19 protein-coding genes and 1 pseudogene are annotated in these 15,384 nt (G+C 71.6%); 12 read left to right on the top strand and 8 right to left on the bottom strand.

Features of this window, described 5'->3' with window-relative positions:
* Nucleotides 1-72 precede the first annotated feature (72 nt).
* Entirely contained in the window at nucleotides 73-705 is a 633-nt protein-coding gene (locus ACIPJI_RS24430) for a nucleoside/nucleotide kinase family protein (RefSeq protein WP_356622174.1), read from the bottom strand.
* A gap of 30 nt (nucleotides 706-735) precedes the next feature.
* Here ACIPJI_RS24430 and ACIPJI_RS24435 point away from each other — a divergent pair, with 30 nt between their 5' ends.
* Nucleotides 736-1,125: a VOC family protein gene (locus tag ACIPJI_RS24435; protein WP_307708960.1), complete on the top strand. Its 390-nt coding sequence runs from the start codon at nucleotides 736-738 to the stop codon at nucleotides 1,123-1,125.
* 65 nt (nucleotides 1,126-1,190) lie between these two features.
* Here the strand turns inward: ACIPJI_RS24435 and ACIPJI_RS24440 are convergent, their stop codons facing one another.
* The 3 genes from ACIPJI_RS24440 to ACIPJI_RS24450 are packed head-to-tail and all read right to left on the bottom strand — an operon-like array spanning nucleotide 1,191 to nucleotide 4,237.
* Nucleotides 1,191-2,414 (bottom strand): lactonase family protein, encoded by a 1,224-nt coding sequence (locus ACIPJI_RS24440; protein WP_402248814.1) that lies wholly within the window; start codon nucleotides 2,412-2,414, stop codon nucleotides 1,191-1,193.
* A gap of 40 nt (nucleotides 2,415-2,454) precedes the next feature.
* The gene (locus ACIPJI_RS24445) at nucleotides 2,455-3,585 is read right to left on the bottom strand and encodes an SRPBCC family protein (protein ID WP_402248816.1); all 1,131 of its coding nucleotides are present in this window, start codon (nucleotides 3,583-3,585) and stop codon (nucleotides 2,455-2,457) included.
* Nucleotides 3,586-3,589: 4 nt separating this feature from the next.
* Complete coding sequence (locus ACIPJI_RS24450) at nucleotides 3,590-4,237, bottom strand: histone protein (RefSeq protein ID WP_402248818.1); 648 nt, start codon at nucleotides 4,235-4,237, stop codon at nucleotides 3,590-3,592.
* A gap of 200 nt (nucleotides 4,238-4,437) precedes the next feature.
* Here ACIPJI_RS24450 and ACIPJI_RS24455 point away from each other — a divergent pair, with 200 nt between their 5' ends.
* The 8 genes from ACIPJI_RS24455 to ACIPJI_RS24490 all read left to right on the top strand — a co-directional run bounded on the left by ACIPJI_RS24455 (nucleotide 4,438) and on the right by ACIPJI_RS24490 (nucleotide 8,725).
* Nucleotides 4,438-4,731, top strand: coding sequence for a gas vesicle protein (locus tag ACIPJI_RS24455; protein ID WP_356622093.1), 294 nt, complete (start codon nucleotides 4,438-4,440; stop codon nucleotides 4,729-4,731).
* A gap of 46 nt (nucleotides 4,732-4,777) precedes the next feature.
* Nucleotides 4,778-5,260 (top strand): gas vesicle structural protein GvpA, encoded by a 483-nt coding sequence (locus tag ACIPJI_RS24460; protein WP_402248820.1) that lies wholly within the window; start codon nucleotides 4,778-4,780, stop codon nucleotides 5,258-5,260.
* Nucleotides 5,261-5,295: 35 nt separating this feature from the next.
* Nucleotides 5,296-6,009, top strand: a complete 714-nt coding sequence (locus ACIPJI_RS24465) for a GvpL/GvpF family gas vesicle protein (protein WP_402248821.1) — start codon at nucleotides 5,296-5,298, stop codon at nucleotides 6,007-6,009.
* 14 nt (nucleotides 6,010-6,023) lie between these two features.
* Nucleotides 6,024-6,275, top strand: a complete 252-nt coding sequence (locus tag ACIPJI_RS24470) for a gas vesicle protein GvpG (protein ID WP_159685338.1) — start codon at nucleotides 6,024-6,026, stop codon at nucleotides 6,273-6,275.
* Between the two features lie 109 nt (nucleotides 6,276-6,384).
* Nucleotides 6,385-7,023, top strand: a complete 639-nt coding sequence (locus ACIPJI_RS24475) for a gas vesicle protein (RefSeq protein ID WP_402248823.1) — start codon at nucleotides 6,385-6,387, stop codon at nucleotides 7,021-7,023.
* Complete coding sequence (locus ACIPJI_RS24480; RefSeq protein WP_402248825.1) at nucleotides 7,013-7,966, top strand: GvpL/GvpF family gas vesicle protein; 954 nt, start codon at nucleotides 7,013-7,015, stop codon at nucleotides 7,964-7,966. The genes ACIPJI_RS24475 and ACIPJI_RS24480 overlap by 11 nt, the downstream gene beginning before the upstream one ends.
* Nucleotides 7,963-8,205 (top strand): gas vesicle protein, encoded by a 243-nt coding sequence (locus tag ACIPJI_RS24485; RefSeq protein WP_307708952.1) that lies wholly within the window; start codon nucleotides 7,963-7,965, stop codon nucleotides 8,203-8,205. The genes ACIPJI_RS24480 and ACIPJI_RS24485 overlap by 4 nt, the downstream gene beginning before the upstream one ends.
* On the top strand, nucleotides 8,195-8,725 hold the full coding sequence (locus tag ACIPJI_RS24490; RefSeq protein WP_402248827.1) for a gas vesicle protein K: 531 nt from the start codon (nucleotides 8,195-8,197) through the stop codon (nucleotides 8,723-8,725). Before ACIPJI_RS24485 ends, ACIPJI_RS24490 begins: the two co-directional genes overlap by 11 nt.
* A 28-nt stretch (nucleotides 8,726-8,753) precedes the next feature.
* Here ACIPJI_RS24490 and ACIPJI_RS24495 read toward each other — a convergent pair whose 3' ends face one another.
* Nucleotides 8,754-9,206 (bottom strand): ATP-binding protein, encoded by a 453-nt coding sequence (locus ACIPJI_RS24495; RefSeq protein ID WP_402248829.1) that lies wholly within the window; start codon nucleotides 9,204-9,206, stop codon nucleotides 8,754-8,756.
* Between the two features lie 164 nt (nucleotides 9,207-9,370).
* Here ACIPJI_RS24495 and ACIPJI_RS24500 point away from each other — a divergent pair.
* From ACIPJI_RS24500 to ACIPJI_RS24510, 3 genes and pseudogenes are all read left to right on the top strand, one after another.
* Nucleotides 9,371-10,224: pseudogene (locus ACIPJI_RS24500) on the top strand (Scr1 family TA system antitoxin-like transcriptional regulator).
* Complete coding sequence (locus tag ACIPJI_RS24505; RefSeq protein WP_402248831.1) at nucleotides 10,221-10,466, top strand: DUF397 domain-containing protein; 246 nt, start codon at nucleotides 10,221-10,223, stop codon at nucleotides 10,464-10,466. Before ACIPJI_RS24500 ends, ACIPJI_RS24505 begins: the two are co-directional and overlap by 4 nt.
* 70 nt (nucleotides 10,467-10,536) lie before the next feature.
* The gene (locus ACIPJI_RS24510) at nucleotides 10,537-11,781 is read left to right on the top strand and encodes an SUKH-4 family immunity protein (RefSeq protein ID WP_402248833.1); all 1,245 of its coding nucleotides are present in this window, start codon (nucleotides 10,537-10,539) and stop codon (nucleotides 11,779-11,781) included.
* A gap of 53 nt (nucleotides 11,782-11,834) precedes the next feature.
* On the opposite strand, the gene ACIPJI_RS24515 is transcribed toward ACIPJI_RS24510, so the two are convergent.
* From ACIPJI_RS24515 to ACIPJI_RS24525, 3 genes are all read right to left on the bottom strand, one after another.
* Nucleotides 11,835-12,236: an ASCH domain-containing protein gene (locus ACIPJI_RS24515; RefSeq protein ID WP_402248835.1), complete on the bottom strand. Its 402-nt coding sequence runs from the start codon at nucleotides 12,234-12,236 to the stop codon at nucleotides 11,835-11,837.
* A 118-nt stretch (nucleotides 12,237-12,354) separates the two neighbouring features.
* Nucleotides 12,355-14,181, bottom strand: coding sequence for a hypothetical protein (locus ACIPJI_RS24520; protein WP_402248836.1), 1,827 nt, complete (start codon nucleotides 14,179-14,181; stop codon nucleotides 12,355-12,357).
* A complete protein-coding gene (locus ACIPJI_RS24525; protein WP_356622103.1) occupies nucleotides 14,178-15,239 on the bottom strand; it encodes a MoxR family ATPase in 1,062 nt (353 codons plus the stop codon). Before ACIPJI_RS24525 ends, ACIPJI_RS24520 begins: the two co-directional genes overlap by 4 nt.
* Nucleotides 15,240-15,384: the final 145 nt, after the last annotated feature.

Here is a 15,384-nt window from a genome sequence, read left to right on the forward strand (position 1 = left end):
ACCGCCCTCCGCTCGCCTGTCACTGATTCGAGCGTACCGACCCCGGGTGAACTGCGGGGCTCCGCCTTTCGATCAGTTCATCGGCACGACGAGATCGGCCCGGTCCCGGCCGTGGCCGATCAGCCGGGCGTTGGGTTCGTCGGAGTCGTGGACCCAGCGCTCGGCGTGCGGGCGTTGCTTCCCGAAGCGCACATGCCGCTCGACCAGGCGGCGCAGCCGCTCGTCCTGGTCGAGCTCGAGGAACCACACCTCGTCGAGGAGGGGCCGGACCCGTGCCCAGGGCCCTTCGTCGTGCAGCAGATAGTTGCCTTCGGTGACGACGAGCGGGACGGCCGGGGCCACGGGGATGCTCCCGGCCACCGGCTCCTCCAGTGTCCGGTCGAAGGCGGGGGCGTAGACGACGGCATCCGGATCGGGGTCGCGCAGCCTGCCGAGCAACGCGGCGTACCCGGCGGCGTCGAAGGTGTCGGGGGCGCCCTTGCGGTGTTCACGGCCGAGGCGCCGCAGTTCCCGCTGGGCCAGGTGGAAGCCGTCCATGGGGACGAGGACGGCGAGGCCGTCGAGCGCTTCGACGATCCGGCCGGCGAGGGTGGACTTCCCGGCGCCGGGCGCCCCGGCGATCCCGAGGAGGCGTCGGTGCTCCGGTGCGGCAAGGGACCGGGCGCGCTCGACGAGGTGGTGCGGCAGGGCGGGCATGCCGCCCATTGTCACGGGTCATACGTATAACCTTGAGGCATGCCGAACATCGCCCTGATCACGCTCGTCGTCCGCGACTACGACGAGGCCATCGCCTTCTACACCGACGCGCTGGGTTTCCACCTGGTCGAGGACACCGACCGGGGGGACGGAAGCCGCTGGGTGGTCGTCCGCCCGGCGGGTTCGGGGACCGGCACCGGTCTGCTGCTGGCCCGCGCCGGCGACGACGAGCAGCGCGCGAGCGTCGGCACGCAGACCGGCGGCCGGGTGGGCTTCTTCCTGCACACCGACGACTTCGCACGCGACCACGCCCGGATGACGGCGGCGGGTGTGCGCTTCCTCGAGGATCCGCGGCACGAGGTGTACGGCTCGGTGGCCGTCTTCGAGGACCTCTACGGCAACAAGTGGGACCTGCTCCAGCCGAAGTGACCGGGGCCGTCCCGGTCGGCAGAGCCCACCACGGCCCAGGGCCGTCCCGCCCTCCCCGTACGCCGCTACAGCGGCAGCGCGCACACCGCGACCGGCGACTCGAACGCCGGTCCTGCCGAGCTCAGTCCGCCCGTGCGCCGGTCGACATGAAAGACGGTCACCGTGCTCGAGCGCTGGTTCGCCGCGAACAGCAGCCCGCCCGACGGCGAGAGAGCGATGTGCCGGGGGAAGTCACCCCCGACGGGGACGGTGTCGAGCAGGCGCAGGCGCGACCCACCGGCCTCGACGGCGTACCGGGTCAGGCTGTTGTGCCCCCGGTTGGCGAGGTACGCGTACCCGCCGTCGCCGGTCACCACGAGCTGGGCCGGGTAACTGGTGCCGGACCCGGTGCCGGTGGGCTGCGGCGCGCCCGGCCGGAGCCTGCCGGTGCGCGGGTCGTAGGCGCAGGCCACGACGGTGTTGTCGAGCTCGTTCGCCACGTAGGCGTGCCGGCCGGACGGGTGGAAGGTGAGGTGCCGTGGACCCGCACCGGGCCGCAGCGTCGTCCGTGACACCTCGGTGAGCGTGCCCGCATCGGTGTCGAGGCGGTAGGTGTACACGGTGTCGTTGCCCAGGTCGACGGCGAGCACATGCCCGCCGTCGGGGCTGGTGACGATCTGGTGGGCGTGCGGCCCTTGTTGACCGGGACCGGGCGGCGGATCGGCGTGGGTGACCAGGTCCGTACGCTCACCGGGCGCGCCGGAGGCGGCGAGCGGGTGGACGGCGACGCTGCCGGAGCCGTAGTTGGCGCTGAGCAGCCACCGTCCGGACGGGTGCACGGACAGATGGCAGGGCGCGGGCCCGCCGGTGGAGCGGCTCGAGAGCACCTCGTGGGCGCCGCCCTCGTCGAGCCGCACGGCGGTCACGGCACCGGCATCGCGTTCGTTCACCGCGTACAGGGTGCGGCCTGTGGGGTGGACGGCGAGGTACGAGGGGTCGCCGACGCCTTCGACGAGCCCGGTCCCGCTGATCTTGCCGCTCGTCTCGTCGTACGTGGCCGTCGCGATCCCTGAGCCGCCTCCTTCGACGGAGGTGTACGTGCCGATGAGCAGGGGGCGCGCCTTGCGGGGCCGGGCCGTGGCAGTGGTGGCCGCCCGCGATCTGGCCCGCGGTGCGGACTCCTCGGCCTGCGAGCACCCCGCGAGCGCGCCGCCGGCGGCCAGCGCGCCCAAGCCGCCGAGGAAACGGCGCCGCCCTACCGCGGCGCCGTCGGTCCGGAAGTTCCTGCCCGTGCCGGTGCTGATGCCCATGACAGGCAGGGTAGGGGCCGCGACCGGTCCGGCGGCTGGTTCAGCGGCGCTGTCCGGACCGTGTTCCTGCCTTGGCCCGCTCCTTCTCCTCGTAGTCCTCGTCGTCCTCGTCGTCCTCGTCCTCGCGGTCCTCGTACGCCTCGTCCTCGTACTCGGCGTCGTCCTCGTACCGCCGGGGGCCGCCCTCCTCGTCGTCGTACTCGTCGTCCTCTTCCTCGTCCCCCTCCTCGGCTTCGCCCCGGTCCTCGGTTTCGCCCTGGTCCTCGGCTTCGCCCCGGTCCTCGGCTTCGTCCTCGTAGTCGTAGTCACGGTCGCTGTCGTCGCGTCCCTCGTCCTCGTCGCCCTCGTGCTCCTCGCGCTCCGCCTCTTCGCGCTCCATCGCCTCTTCGTGGCTGACGACGACCTCACCGTCCCGCACCTCGCCACGCCAGCCCTCTGCCTCTTCGTCCGTGAGGGTCACATGGCGCTGGAAGTTCTTGAAGTCGAGCCGCAGGCGCCGTCCTGCGGCCCGCCACAGATTGCCCGTCTTCTCGAAGAGCCCCGAGGGGTAGTACTCCACGACGAGCACGATGCGGGTCAGGGAGGGGGCCAGCTCGTGGAAGCTCACGCATCCGCGTGTGCTCCCCTTGGCGCCCTCCGACGTCCACACGATCCGGTCGTCCGGTATCTGCTCCTGGACCGTCGCCGACCAGCCGCGGGTGAACGGACCGACCTTGACCTTCCAGTCGGAGGTGAGCTCGTCCGTCTGGGAGACGTGGCGCACGCCCTTGGCGAAGCCGCTGAACGCCTCGTACTGGGTCCAGTGGTCGTACGCGGTGCGGACGGGCACGCCCACGTCGAGGGCCTCGACGATGTTCATGACCTTGGTGTCGCCGGACTTGCGTCCGCCGCCCCCTCCGCCGCCTCCGAGTGTGTCCTTCACCTTGCCCACGACGTTGTCCTTGGTGCTCTTGAGCTTGGCGCCGACCAGGGTTTTCATCACTCCGCCGACGGGGGGCGCGCCACCGTTCTCGGCGACGTCGAGAAGCTTGTCCGAGAGTCCGGTCAGCTTGTCACCGGCTGTGTCGGCCAGGCGTCCCGCGCGGGCGCCGACGTAACCGGCGAGCGCGTCGCGCAACTGGTCCAGGCCGGAACCGCCCTGACCTGTGGGTCGCTGATCCGTGCTGGTCATGGCCCTACCTCCGCCGTGTCCCGGACCCGGACGTCGCGTCCGTGCCAGAGGGAGCTCTCTTCGCGGGCGCCTTCCCGGTCGTGGCGGCCTTCTTCGCGGCGGCCCTGGCGGTGGCCTTCTTCGCGGTGGAGGTCCCGGCGGGGGCCTTCTTCGCCGTCTTTCCGGCAGCGGCCCGGCGGGACCTGAGCTCGCTCCGCGCTCCCTCCCGCTCCTTCTTCGACTTCTGGTCCTCCTGTTCCTTCTGGTCCTCCTCGGGCTCTTCCTTCTGGTCCTCCTCGGGCTCGTCGGCCCCGTCCGCCGCCTCCGTGTCCCGCTGATCCTTCTCGTCCGCCTCGCCACGCCCCTCCAGCCGCTGCGTGCGCTCGTGCAGCGCGTCGGCCAACCCGGCCATCTTGCGGTCGGCGGTCGCCGCCAGCGCCTGGCGCCCGGCGTCCATCAGCTCGCCCCGCACCTGGTCGCTCAGTCCCGCGAGCTGCGGGGCGTCCTTGAGCGTCTTCACGCCCTGGGCCATCAGCTTCTGCGGGGTGAGGCCGGTGCGCTGCCCGGCGAGATACGCGCCCACCGCGAGGGCCATGCGCCCCTTTTTCGTACGGCCCAGGACGTAGCCACCTGCCACGGCGGCCGCGAGAGCCGTTCGGTTGATGTCCTTCATGAGCTGCTCCCTGTGTGGCAGGTCCTGGCCGACTGCTCGCTCCCCTGCTCGTGCCTCTCAACATCTATGCCGGTGCGGGCCTGTTGGGGCCGGGGGAAGCCGGTAGGTCCACGAGTTCCACAGCGAACCCCATATATGCCTATATGCTGAAATTGTACGTTTCTGTACGACGAGCGGTCCTGCCGTGATGAGAAGGGGCGATGACTTCCTCAGATCCCGCCGGACGGCGTCCCAAGATCAAGGCGGCGAGCGTCATGCGCTCCGCGGCGGACCAGCTGGCGGAGCTGCTGGGCCGCCCACCCGAGTCGGTCTCGGCGCTCACACGGACCGAGGACGGCTGGGAGGCGGACGTGGAGGTGCTGGAGGTGGAGCGGATCCCCGACACCACGAGCGTGCTGGCCAGCTACCGAGTGACGCTGGACGAGGAGGGCGATCTGGTGGAGTACCGGCGCACCCGGCGCTACACCCGCGGTCAGATCGACCGACCGAACTGAACGACCTTCGAAGGCCCGCTGCGGCTTTGCGACGAAGGGAGACACCATGACCGTGGTACCGCAAGGCGGAGACGTTTCCAGGGGCGGCGGCGGTGGCTCCGGGACCCTCTACGACGTCCTCGATCTCATTCTCGACCGCGGACTGGTCATCGACGTCTTCGTACGCGTGTCCCTGGTCGGCATCGAGATCCTGAAGATCGACGCCCGTGTCGTCGTGGCCAGCGTCGACACGTACCTGCGATTCGCGGAGGCCTGCAACCGCCTCGACCTCGAGTCGGGCAGAAAGGCGCCCGCCCAGCTGACCGACGTCGTCGGCGACACCCTCGAGAGCGGAGCGAAGGGGAAGTCGAAGGGGGCGCTCGGTGGCGCGATGGAGGCCGTGGCCGATTCCCTGACGGGCGGCGGCAAGAAGCGGCAGGCCGATGACGACCGCGCCGAGCTCGAGGAGGGGAGGGACGCCGAGGAACGGGAACCCGTGGAAGAGCGCAGGCCCCCCCGGCGGGCCTCCCGGCGGGAACGGGAAAGGTAAGGCGGGCGGGAGTGATCCCGCAGTGAGGAGCGACCATGGCCGTGTACGTCTACTCGATCACCGCCGAGGATCATCCGGTCCGTCTCGACGGCGTCGAGGGAGTCGGAGAGCCGCCGGCCGACCTGCGAAGGGTGGTCGCCGGGTCGCTGTGCGCCGTCGTCAGCGACGCGCCGGACGGACTGCGTCCCAAGCGCCGCGACGTCATGGCGCACCAGGCCGTGCAGGAACGCCTCATGGCCGACGGTGCGGTGCTGCCCCTGCGCTTCGGGCTGACGGCACCCGACGACGACGCGGTGCGGGACGCGCTGGAGCAGGGATCGGCGCAGTACACGCAGCGCATCGAGGCGGTACGGGGGTGCGCCGAGTACAACCTGAAGGCGTCGCAGGACGAGGACGCGACCCTTCGCGAGATCCTGATCGAGTCGGAGACGGCCCGGGAGCTGAACGACCGGATCCGCAGGGGTGACGCGACGCCCGACATGCCCATGCAGCTGGGCGAGTTGGTGGCCGGGGAGGTGCAGGCGCGGCAGGAGGCGCTGGCCTCCGGCGTCATCGAGGCACTCCGTCCCCACAGCCGCGAGGTGAGCACCGCCCAGCCGACGGGCGAAGACTTCCTCAATGTGTCCTTCCTGGTGGCCGAGGACCAGGAGGAGCTGTTCCTCGCCACTCAACTCAGTGTCACCAACCAGTTGGGCGAGGGTTACACGTTCCGCCTCAGCGGACCGCTCCCTCCGTACAGCTTCGTCTGAAGGGCTGATGTGCCATGGGCCTGTTCACCCAGATCGTCACCCTGCCGCTGGCGCCGGTGCGGGGGGTCGTGTGGGTCGTGGACCGGGTGCGGGAGGCGGCGGAGGAGGAGTACTACGACCCCGCGCCCGTGCATCGCGCGCTGGCCGAGCTGGAGGCCCAGCTCACTTCGGGGGAGATCGACGAGGAGACGTTCGACCGGAGGGAGGACGAGCTGCTGGACCGCCTCGAAGAGATCATGGCGTACCGGGCCGACATCGGGCGGTGACGGCCGGCCGTGCCACCGGTCGGGCTCCTGACCGGGGTCTTGGCGGCCGGGCTCCTGGCCGGGACGACGCCGTGCATCCGCACGCACCGCGAAACGTGAGGTTCCGATCGTGACCGAACCACTCGCCAACCGGACCGGCTCCTACCCCTCCCGGGCCGCGCCGGCGTACGCCCAGGGCTCGTCCTCCTCGAATCTCGCCGACATCCTCGAACGGGTCCTCGACAAGGGCATCGTGATCGCCGGGGACATCCGGATCAACCTTCTCGACATCGAGCTGCTGACCATCAAACTGCGCCTGCTGGTCGCGTCCGTGGACAAGGCGAAGGAGATGGGGATCGACTGGTGGGAGCACGACCCCTCCCTGTCGTCCCGCGCGTCGCACGACGGCACGGAACGGTCCCTCGCCGCGGAGAACCGGCGCCTGCGCGAGGAGATCGAGACGCTGCGGCGCGAAAGCTCGCTGCCCGGCCGGGCCGAGGAGCCCTTGGAGGCGCCGCGGCCCGCCATGGAAGGCCGGGTGCTCGAGGAAAGCCACGCAAGCCCGGAGCCCGAGGAGCTCCGGGGAGACCGGGAAAGCGGCGAAGGCAAGCAAGCCAGGGACCGGGGCGAGGCCAAGGAACGCAGAGAACGCCGACAACGGCCGGAACGCTCGGAACGCGACGACCGCCCGGCCTCCCGCGCACGCCGGGAGACCCGCGAGCGCCCCGAACGCCCCGAACGCCGAGGAACTCGCGCCGATGACCGCTAAGGAAACGACTCCTGAGGAGACGACCGCCGCCGAGGGCCTCCCGCACGACGGCGACGCCGTCACCTACGTCTACGCCGTCGCCCGCGACTCGGCCGCACTGCGGGAGTCCGCGGCGGAGCTGACGGGCGTGGGCGGCGCCGCGGTGCGTGTCGTCGCGGAGACGGAGCGCGACGGCTCGGCCCACGACGGAACCGCCGAGCCCGCGCAGGTCGCCTTCGTCGCGAGCTCGGTGAGCGCGCGGGACTTCGATGAGGACGCCCTGCGGCGCCATCTCGAGGACCTCGAGTGGCTGGAGGCGGTCGCACGTGCCCACCACGTGGTGATCGAGACGCTCGCCGGGGCGACGACCGTGCTGCCGTTGCGGCTCGCGACGGTCTATCTCGACGACGACCGCGCCCGGGAGGCCCTGGGCGCCGGCCACGACGGATTCGTACAGCTGCTGGCGCGGCTCGAAGGACATGTCGAGTGGGGCGTCAAGATCTACGTGGACGCCCCCGCCGATTCCCCCGGAGCGGACACCGCTGCCGCCGCCCCGGCCCCGGGGACCGCCGACGCCGGAGTCGGTCCGGGGCGCTCGTACCTCCGCACCCGCAGGGCGCAGCGGAGCAGCCGTGAACGGGCGCACGAGGGGGCGCGGACGGCGGCGGATCGGATCGAGGCAGCGGGCCACGCGTACGCCACGGACCGGGCACGCCACCGGGTCCAGCAAGGCGAACTGGCCGGCTCGAGCGGCGAGAACGTCGTGAACGACGCCTACCTGCTGCGGGAGGACCGTTCGCAGGCGTTCCGGGCGGAGGTGGCGCGGGCGGCGGAGGACCTGCCCGGAGTGCGGGTCGAGATCACCGGCCCCTGGGTGCCCTACTCCTTCACCACGCCACCCGACGGCATGTCCGAGGCATCGGGCACGTCCGACGCGTCGCGCGCCGAGGGCCGGCCGTCGTGACCGGGCCCGTGACCCCCCGCTACGACGACCCGCTCCCGCAGCGGCAGGTCGCCCTGATCGATCTGCTGGACCGTCTGCTCAGCGGCGGGGTGGTGATCACCGGTGATGTGCTGCTCTCCATCGCCGACATCGACCTTGTGCGCGTCTCGCTGCGCGCGCTGATCGTGTCCGTCGACGCGGAGACCCGGCCGCTGTGGGCGGGGCCGGCACCGGAGGGCGGTCTTCCGGATGTCCGATGACGCCCGCCCCGACGGGGCGGACCGATCCGACCGGGCGGAACGATCCGACCGGGCGGACCGATCCGACCGGGCGGACCGATCCGATCGGGCCGAGCGCCGGGTCAGCCCTCCCCCGCCCGCCCGGCAGCGGCTCGACGAGGTCGCGGACGCGGCCTCCCGCGCCTTCCGGCTGCTCCCGGCCGCCCCGCAGGACGTCCCGGCGACCGCGAACAGGCCGTCCGCGCCGGCCCGGAGGATCCGTACCGACCCGGACACCGTCGAACGCGACCTGATGAAGCTCGTCCTCACCCTCGTCGAGCTGCTGCGTCAGCTCATGGAGCGGCAGGCACTGCACCGGGTCGACCAGGGCGATCTCACGGAGGAGGAGGAAGAACGGCTGGGGTCGACGCTGCTCCTGCTGCACGACCGGATGACCGGCCTGTGCGCCCAGTACGGGCTGACCATGGACGACCTCAACCTCGATCTCGGCCCCCTCGGAACGCTGCTGCCGCCCGGCGACTCCGCGCGGCCGCCCGACTGACCTGCCGGCACCGGATCGGCCGCCCGGGTCACGGGGCCGCCGCCTCTGGCAGGTCGAGCTCCACACGCACGGTCTTCCCCACCGGTACGCGGTCCAGCACCTGCCACCGGTCCGCGAGCGCCGCGACGAGCACGAGCCCGCGCCCCGAGTCGGCCAGATCCGGGGGCGAGGTGACCTGACGCGGAGGCCGGCGTTCACCGCGCGTGTCGGACACCTCGATACGCAGGGCGCCGGGGGTGCGCGTGAGCCTCAACTCGAAGTCCCGGCCCGGCACACGGCCGTGCGTCACGGCGTTCGCCGCCAGTTCCGCGACGACGAGCGCGGCCGCGTCGGACGCCTCCGAGCCGTGCGGGACGGCCCAGGCCTGAAGCTGGTGCAGGGCGAGGCGCCGGGCGAGCCGGGCGCCGAGCGGCGTGGAACTGAAGCGCTGGGTGAACACACGTACGGTGCCCGCCTGTTGAGGGGCGATAGGTGGCTGCATACGGCCAACTTCACGTCCACGGGCGGCGTTTCCCCAGATCAGACGCCCGTACGCTGAGTCAGCGTACGGGTACGCAGGGTAGACAGTACGGGTAACGGACCGTGACGATGGCCGCGTTGCGGAGTTGAACGAGCACGGCACACGTAGGCGGGAGGTGACCGCACATGACGGAGACGGCGGGCGGGGCGGGCGGATCGAACGGGTCCGCGGCGGAACCGGAGGTGTCCGACAGCCTGAAGGCGTTCGGTGAGGTGGTCAAGGCGTTCCGGAAGCGGGCGCGCCTGACGCAGGAGGAGTTCGCGCCACGGGTGCGGTACTCGCTCCCCACGGTGGCCTCCATCGAACAGGGCAGGCGCTTCCCGCCGGCGGACTTCGTGGACCGCGCGGAGGAGGTGCTCGACGCCTTCGGGACGCTGAGGGGCGCGGCACGGCACCTGTCGCGACGGCCGGGACTGGCGAGCTGGTTCCGGCAGTGGGCGGGGCTGGAGGCGGAGGCGGTGAGCCTCGATACCTACGAGTGCCGCCTCGTACCAGGCCCCGCCAGTCCGAGCTATACGCCCGGACGGTGTTCGCGCAAAGTGTGCCGCCGCTGACCGACGAACAGTTGGAGGCACAGGTCTGCGCGCGCACGAGCCGACAGCATCTGTTCCGCGAGAAGCCCAACGTGCCGTTCAGTTTCATCATCGAGGAAGCAGTGATCACCCGTGGTTTGGGCGGGAAAGAAGTGACCCGCAGCGTGCTCGAACACATGCTGGACCACGCCCGTCTGCGTAACGTCGAGATCCAAGTAATGCCTGCCCAGCAGCCCCAACACGCAGGACTCGACGGCCCGATGCAACTCCTCGAGACTCCAGACCACAGGTGGCTTGCCTACTCGGAGGGACAACAGTCGGGCCAGCTCATCGCAGACCCGAAACAGGTCAGCATCCTGCTTCAGCGGTATGCAAAACTGCGCTCGCAGGCTCTCACCCCCGCAGATTCCGTAGGCCTGCTGGAGCGAATGCGAGGAGCGGTATGAGCACCCCCGAACTGGCTTGGTTCAAGAGCAGCTACAGCAGCGGCGATGGCGACTCCTGCGTGGAAGTCACTCTGTCCTGGCACAAGTCCAGCTACAGCGGCACGCAGGGCGACTCCTGCGTCGAGGTCGCGGCCTGCCCCACCACCGTCCACGTCCGGGACTCCAAGGTCACCGACGGCCCCCGGCTCGCTCTCTCCCCCGGCTCCTGGACGGGCTTCGTCGCGTTCGCCGCCCAGGGCTGATCCCGCTGTCAGTGGTGCCTCCTATCGTGGTGGTCGTAGGGAGATCACGGCACAGCACCACGGGGGAACCATGTCCGCGACCACCAGCGTCAGCGTGCCCGCGCACGCGCTCCATCCGTCCGTCACGCACGAGGCGACCCGGCTCCGGCTGACCGGCCCCGGACTGCCCGCGGATCATGACCTGATGCGCTTCGCCCCGCTGGCCGCGGCGGGGGCGGTGCCCGTGCCGGATCTGCTGGCCGAAGGGGCGGACAGGGCCGAGCTCGATCCGTACGTCGCGGGCCTCGTGCTGATCGGCCACCTCCGGTCCGAGGACGACGACGCCCAGGAGATAGTCCTCGACGGCGCCACGGGCCGCGTCTTCACCATGTATCTCTTCGAGGACCACCCCCGTCTGATCGACGTGATCCCGCTCGCGCCGTCGGTCGACGCACTGGCTCGGTTCCTCGCCCACGTGGACGACTTCCGGGCGATGCGGGGCCGGTTCGCCGTTCTCACCGGCCGGACCGGGCCCGAAGTGGTGTCGGAGGCCGAGCGGTTGCTGACGGCCGCTCTCACCGAGGAGGACTGGGGCGACGGCGACTGGGGCAGCGCGGGACCGCGATCGGGCTGGGACCACGAGATCCCGGCGGTGTGGCGCATCGCCTCGACGATACGGCCGTTGCCCCTGGTCGCCCGGCCGGGACACGGCCTGCTGCTGGACCTGCCGGACGGGCTGCTGGACGAGGAGTTCGGGGCGGAGGAGATGGTCCGCGTCGATGCCGCCGAGCTGCCCGACGCCCTGACCCACGAGCCGACGCGCCGGTTCCTCACCGAGGTGGGGCTCCCGAAGGTGGAGCTCATGTTCGGTCTGTGGGGCGACGAGGACCTGCTGCGCCCATTGGCCCAGAGGGAGGCGGAGGCCGAGGGAGAGGCCCGGACCGGTACGGAACACACGTCGCCCGCCGACGACGCACGCTCCCGGCTGCCGGCCGACGCGGACAGGCTGATCACCCTGGGCAGTCTCGTCCATGACTTCGAGGTGGTGATCGACGGCCGCACCGGCCTGCTCTCGTACCACGAGTACGGCGCCGACACGACGACTCCCGTGAACGCCGACATATCGACGCTGGCGTTCACGGTGTGGATGTACAGCCGGGAGCAACGGCTCGACCAGGAGCACGACTTCACCCAGGACTTCTACCACCAGCTCGCCGACACCATGACCGAGGTCCTCGGATCGGTCGATCCGGTGGCCTGCCTGCCCGCGAAGGACGCCGACGACTACCGCTACTGGCCGGAGGTGTTCCACGACGAGGCGGGGGGCGTCCTTTGACCGCGCTGTGCGCCGGGACGTGTGAGCCGCGCGCTGCGCGCCGGCTGACCGGATCAGGCGGGCGCCGCGAGCGCGAAGCGCACGCAGACGATGGCCGTCCCGTCGTCGACGGCCTGGCCGACGCTCTCCCAGTAGGCGATGTGCCCGGCACGCCACTCCGCGACATCGGCGTCACCCTCGCCCTCCGCCCGGGCGAAGTCCCAGGGGACGGAGCCCAGCGGCATGATGTCCACGGATTGCACGACCACTTCGGTCACCCGCTGCCCGTCACTGCCGACCAGGACCAGCCGCTCCCCCACCGTTTCCGGCTCCTCGCCCTCGGCCCGGTAGTCGGCCTCCAGCAGCCCCGCCGTGGCCCGCTTCCGCCCCGCGAGCACCAACGCGTTGAGCCGGTCCCGCAGTTCACCGGGAACACCGAGGTCCAGCGTCCGCAGTCCGTCGATACGTGGCCACATGATCATGATGCTGGCGCCGCCTCCGCCGAGCCCGGCCGCCGGCGCCTGCTCCCGCACACGCACCGCGCGTCCGTTCCACCGCCGCCCCGGCGAACGTCCGTCACGCCGCCCGGATTCCTCACGTCAGGCGGAAGACCGGACCCCGGGGCGTGAACGGCAAGGACGCGCCCTGCGGGATCAGGAAGGCGTGCTCGCGCCGGATGCGCAGTGTGTCGCACCAGCCGTCGGTGATGACCAGGACCGGTGCGCCCGCCGGGAAGTCACCGGCCCGGTGGAGCAGGTCGATGCCCGGCTGAAGCACCGTCCCGCCGCGTCCCCGGACCCGTACCCGGCCGGCGATCTCCACCGGCGGCACGTATCCGGCGTCGTACGCCGCCGCGTCGCAGAAGACGACGCGGGCGGCGGGCACGTCGCGGGCCTCCGCGTACGAGGCGATGGCACCGAGCGCCTTGCCGAGCAGCGCGGTGTTCATCGAGCCGGAGGTGTCGAGGACGACGCCGAAGGTGCAGCGGGGGACCTCTTCCTGCGGGAAGTACCGCCCGGCGCGCGGGATGTCGGGGGTGGAGGCCTGCCGCCGGGCCGGGCGGGCGTAGGAGCGGACCGGCTCGGGGCGGGGCACGTACTCGTCGAACCAGCGGGCGAGCCGCGCGTCCCACGGCACGGGCGGATGGGCCAGCGCGCGGATCTCCTGGACCAGCCCGGCGGGCAGCAGACCGCGCTCCCCGTACTGGTGCAGGTCGAAGCCCTGGACGAGACCGCGCCGGTAGAAGTCGTCCAGGTCGGCGTAGGGACGGGAGGCCGCGTGCGGCAGCGGGTCGCCGAGGATGTCGCCCACGCCCTTGCCTCGCAGGGTCGCGAGCCTGCGGCGGCGGCGCAGGTCGGTGGCGATGCGGTCGTAGACCTCCTCCACCGACAGGTCCTTCAGCTCCGGGTCGTACAGCAGCCCCTCGGGCATCTCGCCGACGCGCATCTCCACCAGCCAGCCGTTGACGACGAAGTCGGCGGCGACGTTGAAGAGCAACGGGTCGCGCACGCCCCGGCGTTCCCCGTGGCGCAAGGCGGCGTGCAGCATCTCGTGGGCCAGGATGAACCGCCACTGCTCGTCGGTGAAGGTCCGCAGCGGATTGATGTAGATCTCGCCCGCGGCGGAGCTCACGGCGGCGACGGAGATGTCCTGCGCACGGGCGAGTTCGGCGTCCGCGACGACGGTGAGGCCGGCCGCGATCCCGCCGAGCAGTGGGTAGGAGGAGACGAACCAGTTCAGCGCACGGTCCCAGGGCCGCTGCGGCAGGCGCTCGCCGGTGACCCGGTCGCGCCGGCCGCCCGCCACGTCCATCGCGGCGGAGACGCTGCGGGTGAGCGCGTGCGCGAAGGCGGTCTCCCAGTCCGGCACCGCGGTGTTGTCCCATGCCCGCCAGGTGGTCAGGACCTGGTCGGGGTGCTCGCCCGCGGTGCCGCAGTGCCGGTAGGCGTCGGGGATGCCGTCGCGGCGCCAGCGTGCCGCGAGCAGTTCCTCGTCGCCGCCCGGGTACGTCTCGGGGACGTCGCCGGGAGGGCTGCCCACCGGGAAGGTGAGCAGGAAGCGGTTGACGACCGTGCAGCGGGCCGCCAGGTCGTACCGGTCGGGCTGCTCGCGCAGCCTGTCCTTGGCCGCCGGCACATGGCCGAAGCCCAGGTGCAGCAGACAGTGCGCGAGCGTCCAGGCCCACTCCTCGGGACGCGCCCGCTTGGTGGGATGGACGTGGACGACGCCGTTCGAGTCGACGGCCGCCAGCCCGCCGGCCGGGGTGGCGGCGCACTTGCCCTGCCGGCAGAAGTCGGCCTCGACGGCGGCGAATGCCGGGTTGCGCTTGACCATGGCGAGCCCCGCCGCGAACGCCTCGGTGGCGGGGTCGGGCTTGTCGCCCTTCTTCGCGGCGCCCTTCTGGCCGGCGGCGGCCTTCATCGCCGGGCCTCGACCAGCCGGGGCATGTCGCGTGCGGCCTCGACGAGGAACCAGGCGGGCAGCACCGGCTGCCCGTCGGCGTCGTCGGCGATGACGGTCTGGGCGACCTCGACGGAGATCTCCGCGAGCTGCACCAGCAGCGCCTTGGAGCGGTAGACGGTCTGCCGCAGCGAGGGCGACACGTGCTCCTTCTGCCGGGGGAGCTCCTTCACCAGCCGCCCGCGGAACGCCTCCGCCAGGTAGTAGAGCAGGTCCCGGTCCTCGAGCCGCGAGGGCCACGAGGCGTCTCCCTTGAGGATCGCCTCGATGCCGAAGGTGTGGCGCACGATCTTCGCGTAGCCGCAGAAGGAGACGGCGTGCGCGGGCGTGAGCGTGCCGTGGACGACGACCTTGAGGGTGTTCTCGTCGATGCCCGGTCCGAAGGAGTGCAGCGCGTCGGACAGCATGTGCCAGGAGCGGGGCGTGGAGAACGGCTCCTCCGTCTTCGGCGGAGCCGACCAGAGGTGGTCGGGCCGGTCGGTGAGATAGTCGGTCACCCACGGGTGGATGCCGTGCTCACCGGCCCACACCAGCCAGTCAGCCGCCGACGCCTGAAGATGGACGTGCGTGAGCCGGTTCACCAGCGCGGACGCGATCGGCCTCGCCAGCGCGTTGTCCGTGGCCCGGTTGCCGGCCCCGATGACGATCGAGCCCGCGGGCAGTTCGTACGACCCGATCCGGCGGTCCAGGATCAAGGAGTAGAAGGCCTTCTGGACATCGGGGCTCGCAGCGTTGAGCTCGTCGAGGAACAGGCAGTACGGCTCGTCCCGGGCGATGGCCTCCGGCGGGCAGAACACGGACCGCCCGTCGCGGATCTGCGGCACCCCGATCAGGTCCTCCGGAGCGAGCTGCGTCCCGAGCAGGCTCACGCACTCCAGCCCCAGCGAGTCGGCGAACCGCCGCACCAGCGACGACTTGCCGATCCCGGGCGCTCCCCACAGGAACACGGGCCGCACGGTGGCGAGCCCGAGCAGCAGTTCGGGTATCTGGGCGGGGGTGACGGTGACGGCTGCCTGCACGCGGAGGTGTTCCTTCGAGGATCGGGAGATCGGGCCCGCCCAGTGTGAGCGGCGCCCACGCCTCGCCGCAGCCCAATTTCGCCCGCGCGCCGACCCGTCCGTCCGTACGTCGCGGCGTTCCGACGGCTCGCGATGTCGGACCCCC

This window comes from Streptomyces sp. NPDC086835 (genome assembly GCF_044745705.1).
Lineage (GTDB): Bacteria > Actinomycetota > Actinomycetes > Streptomycetales > Streptomycetaceae > Streptomyces.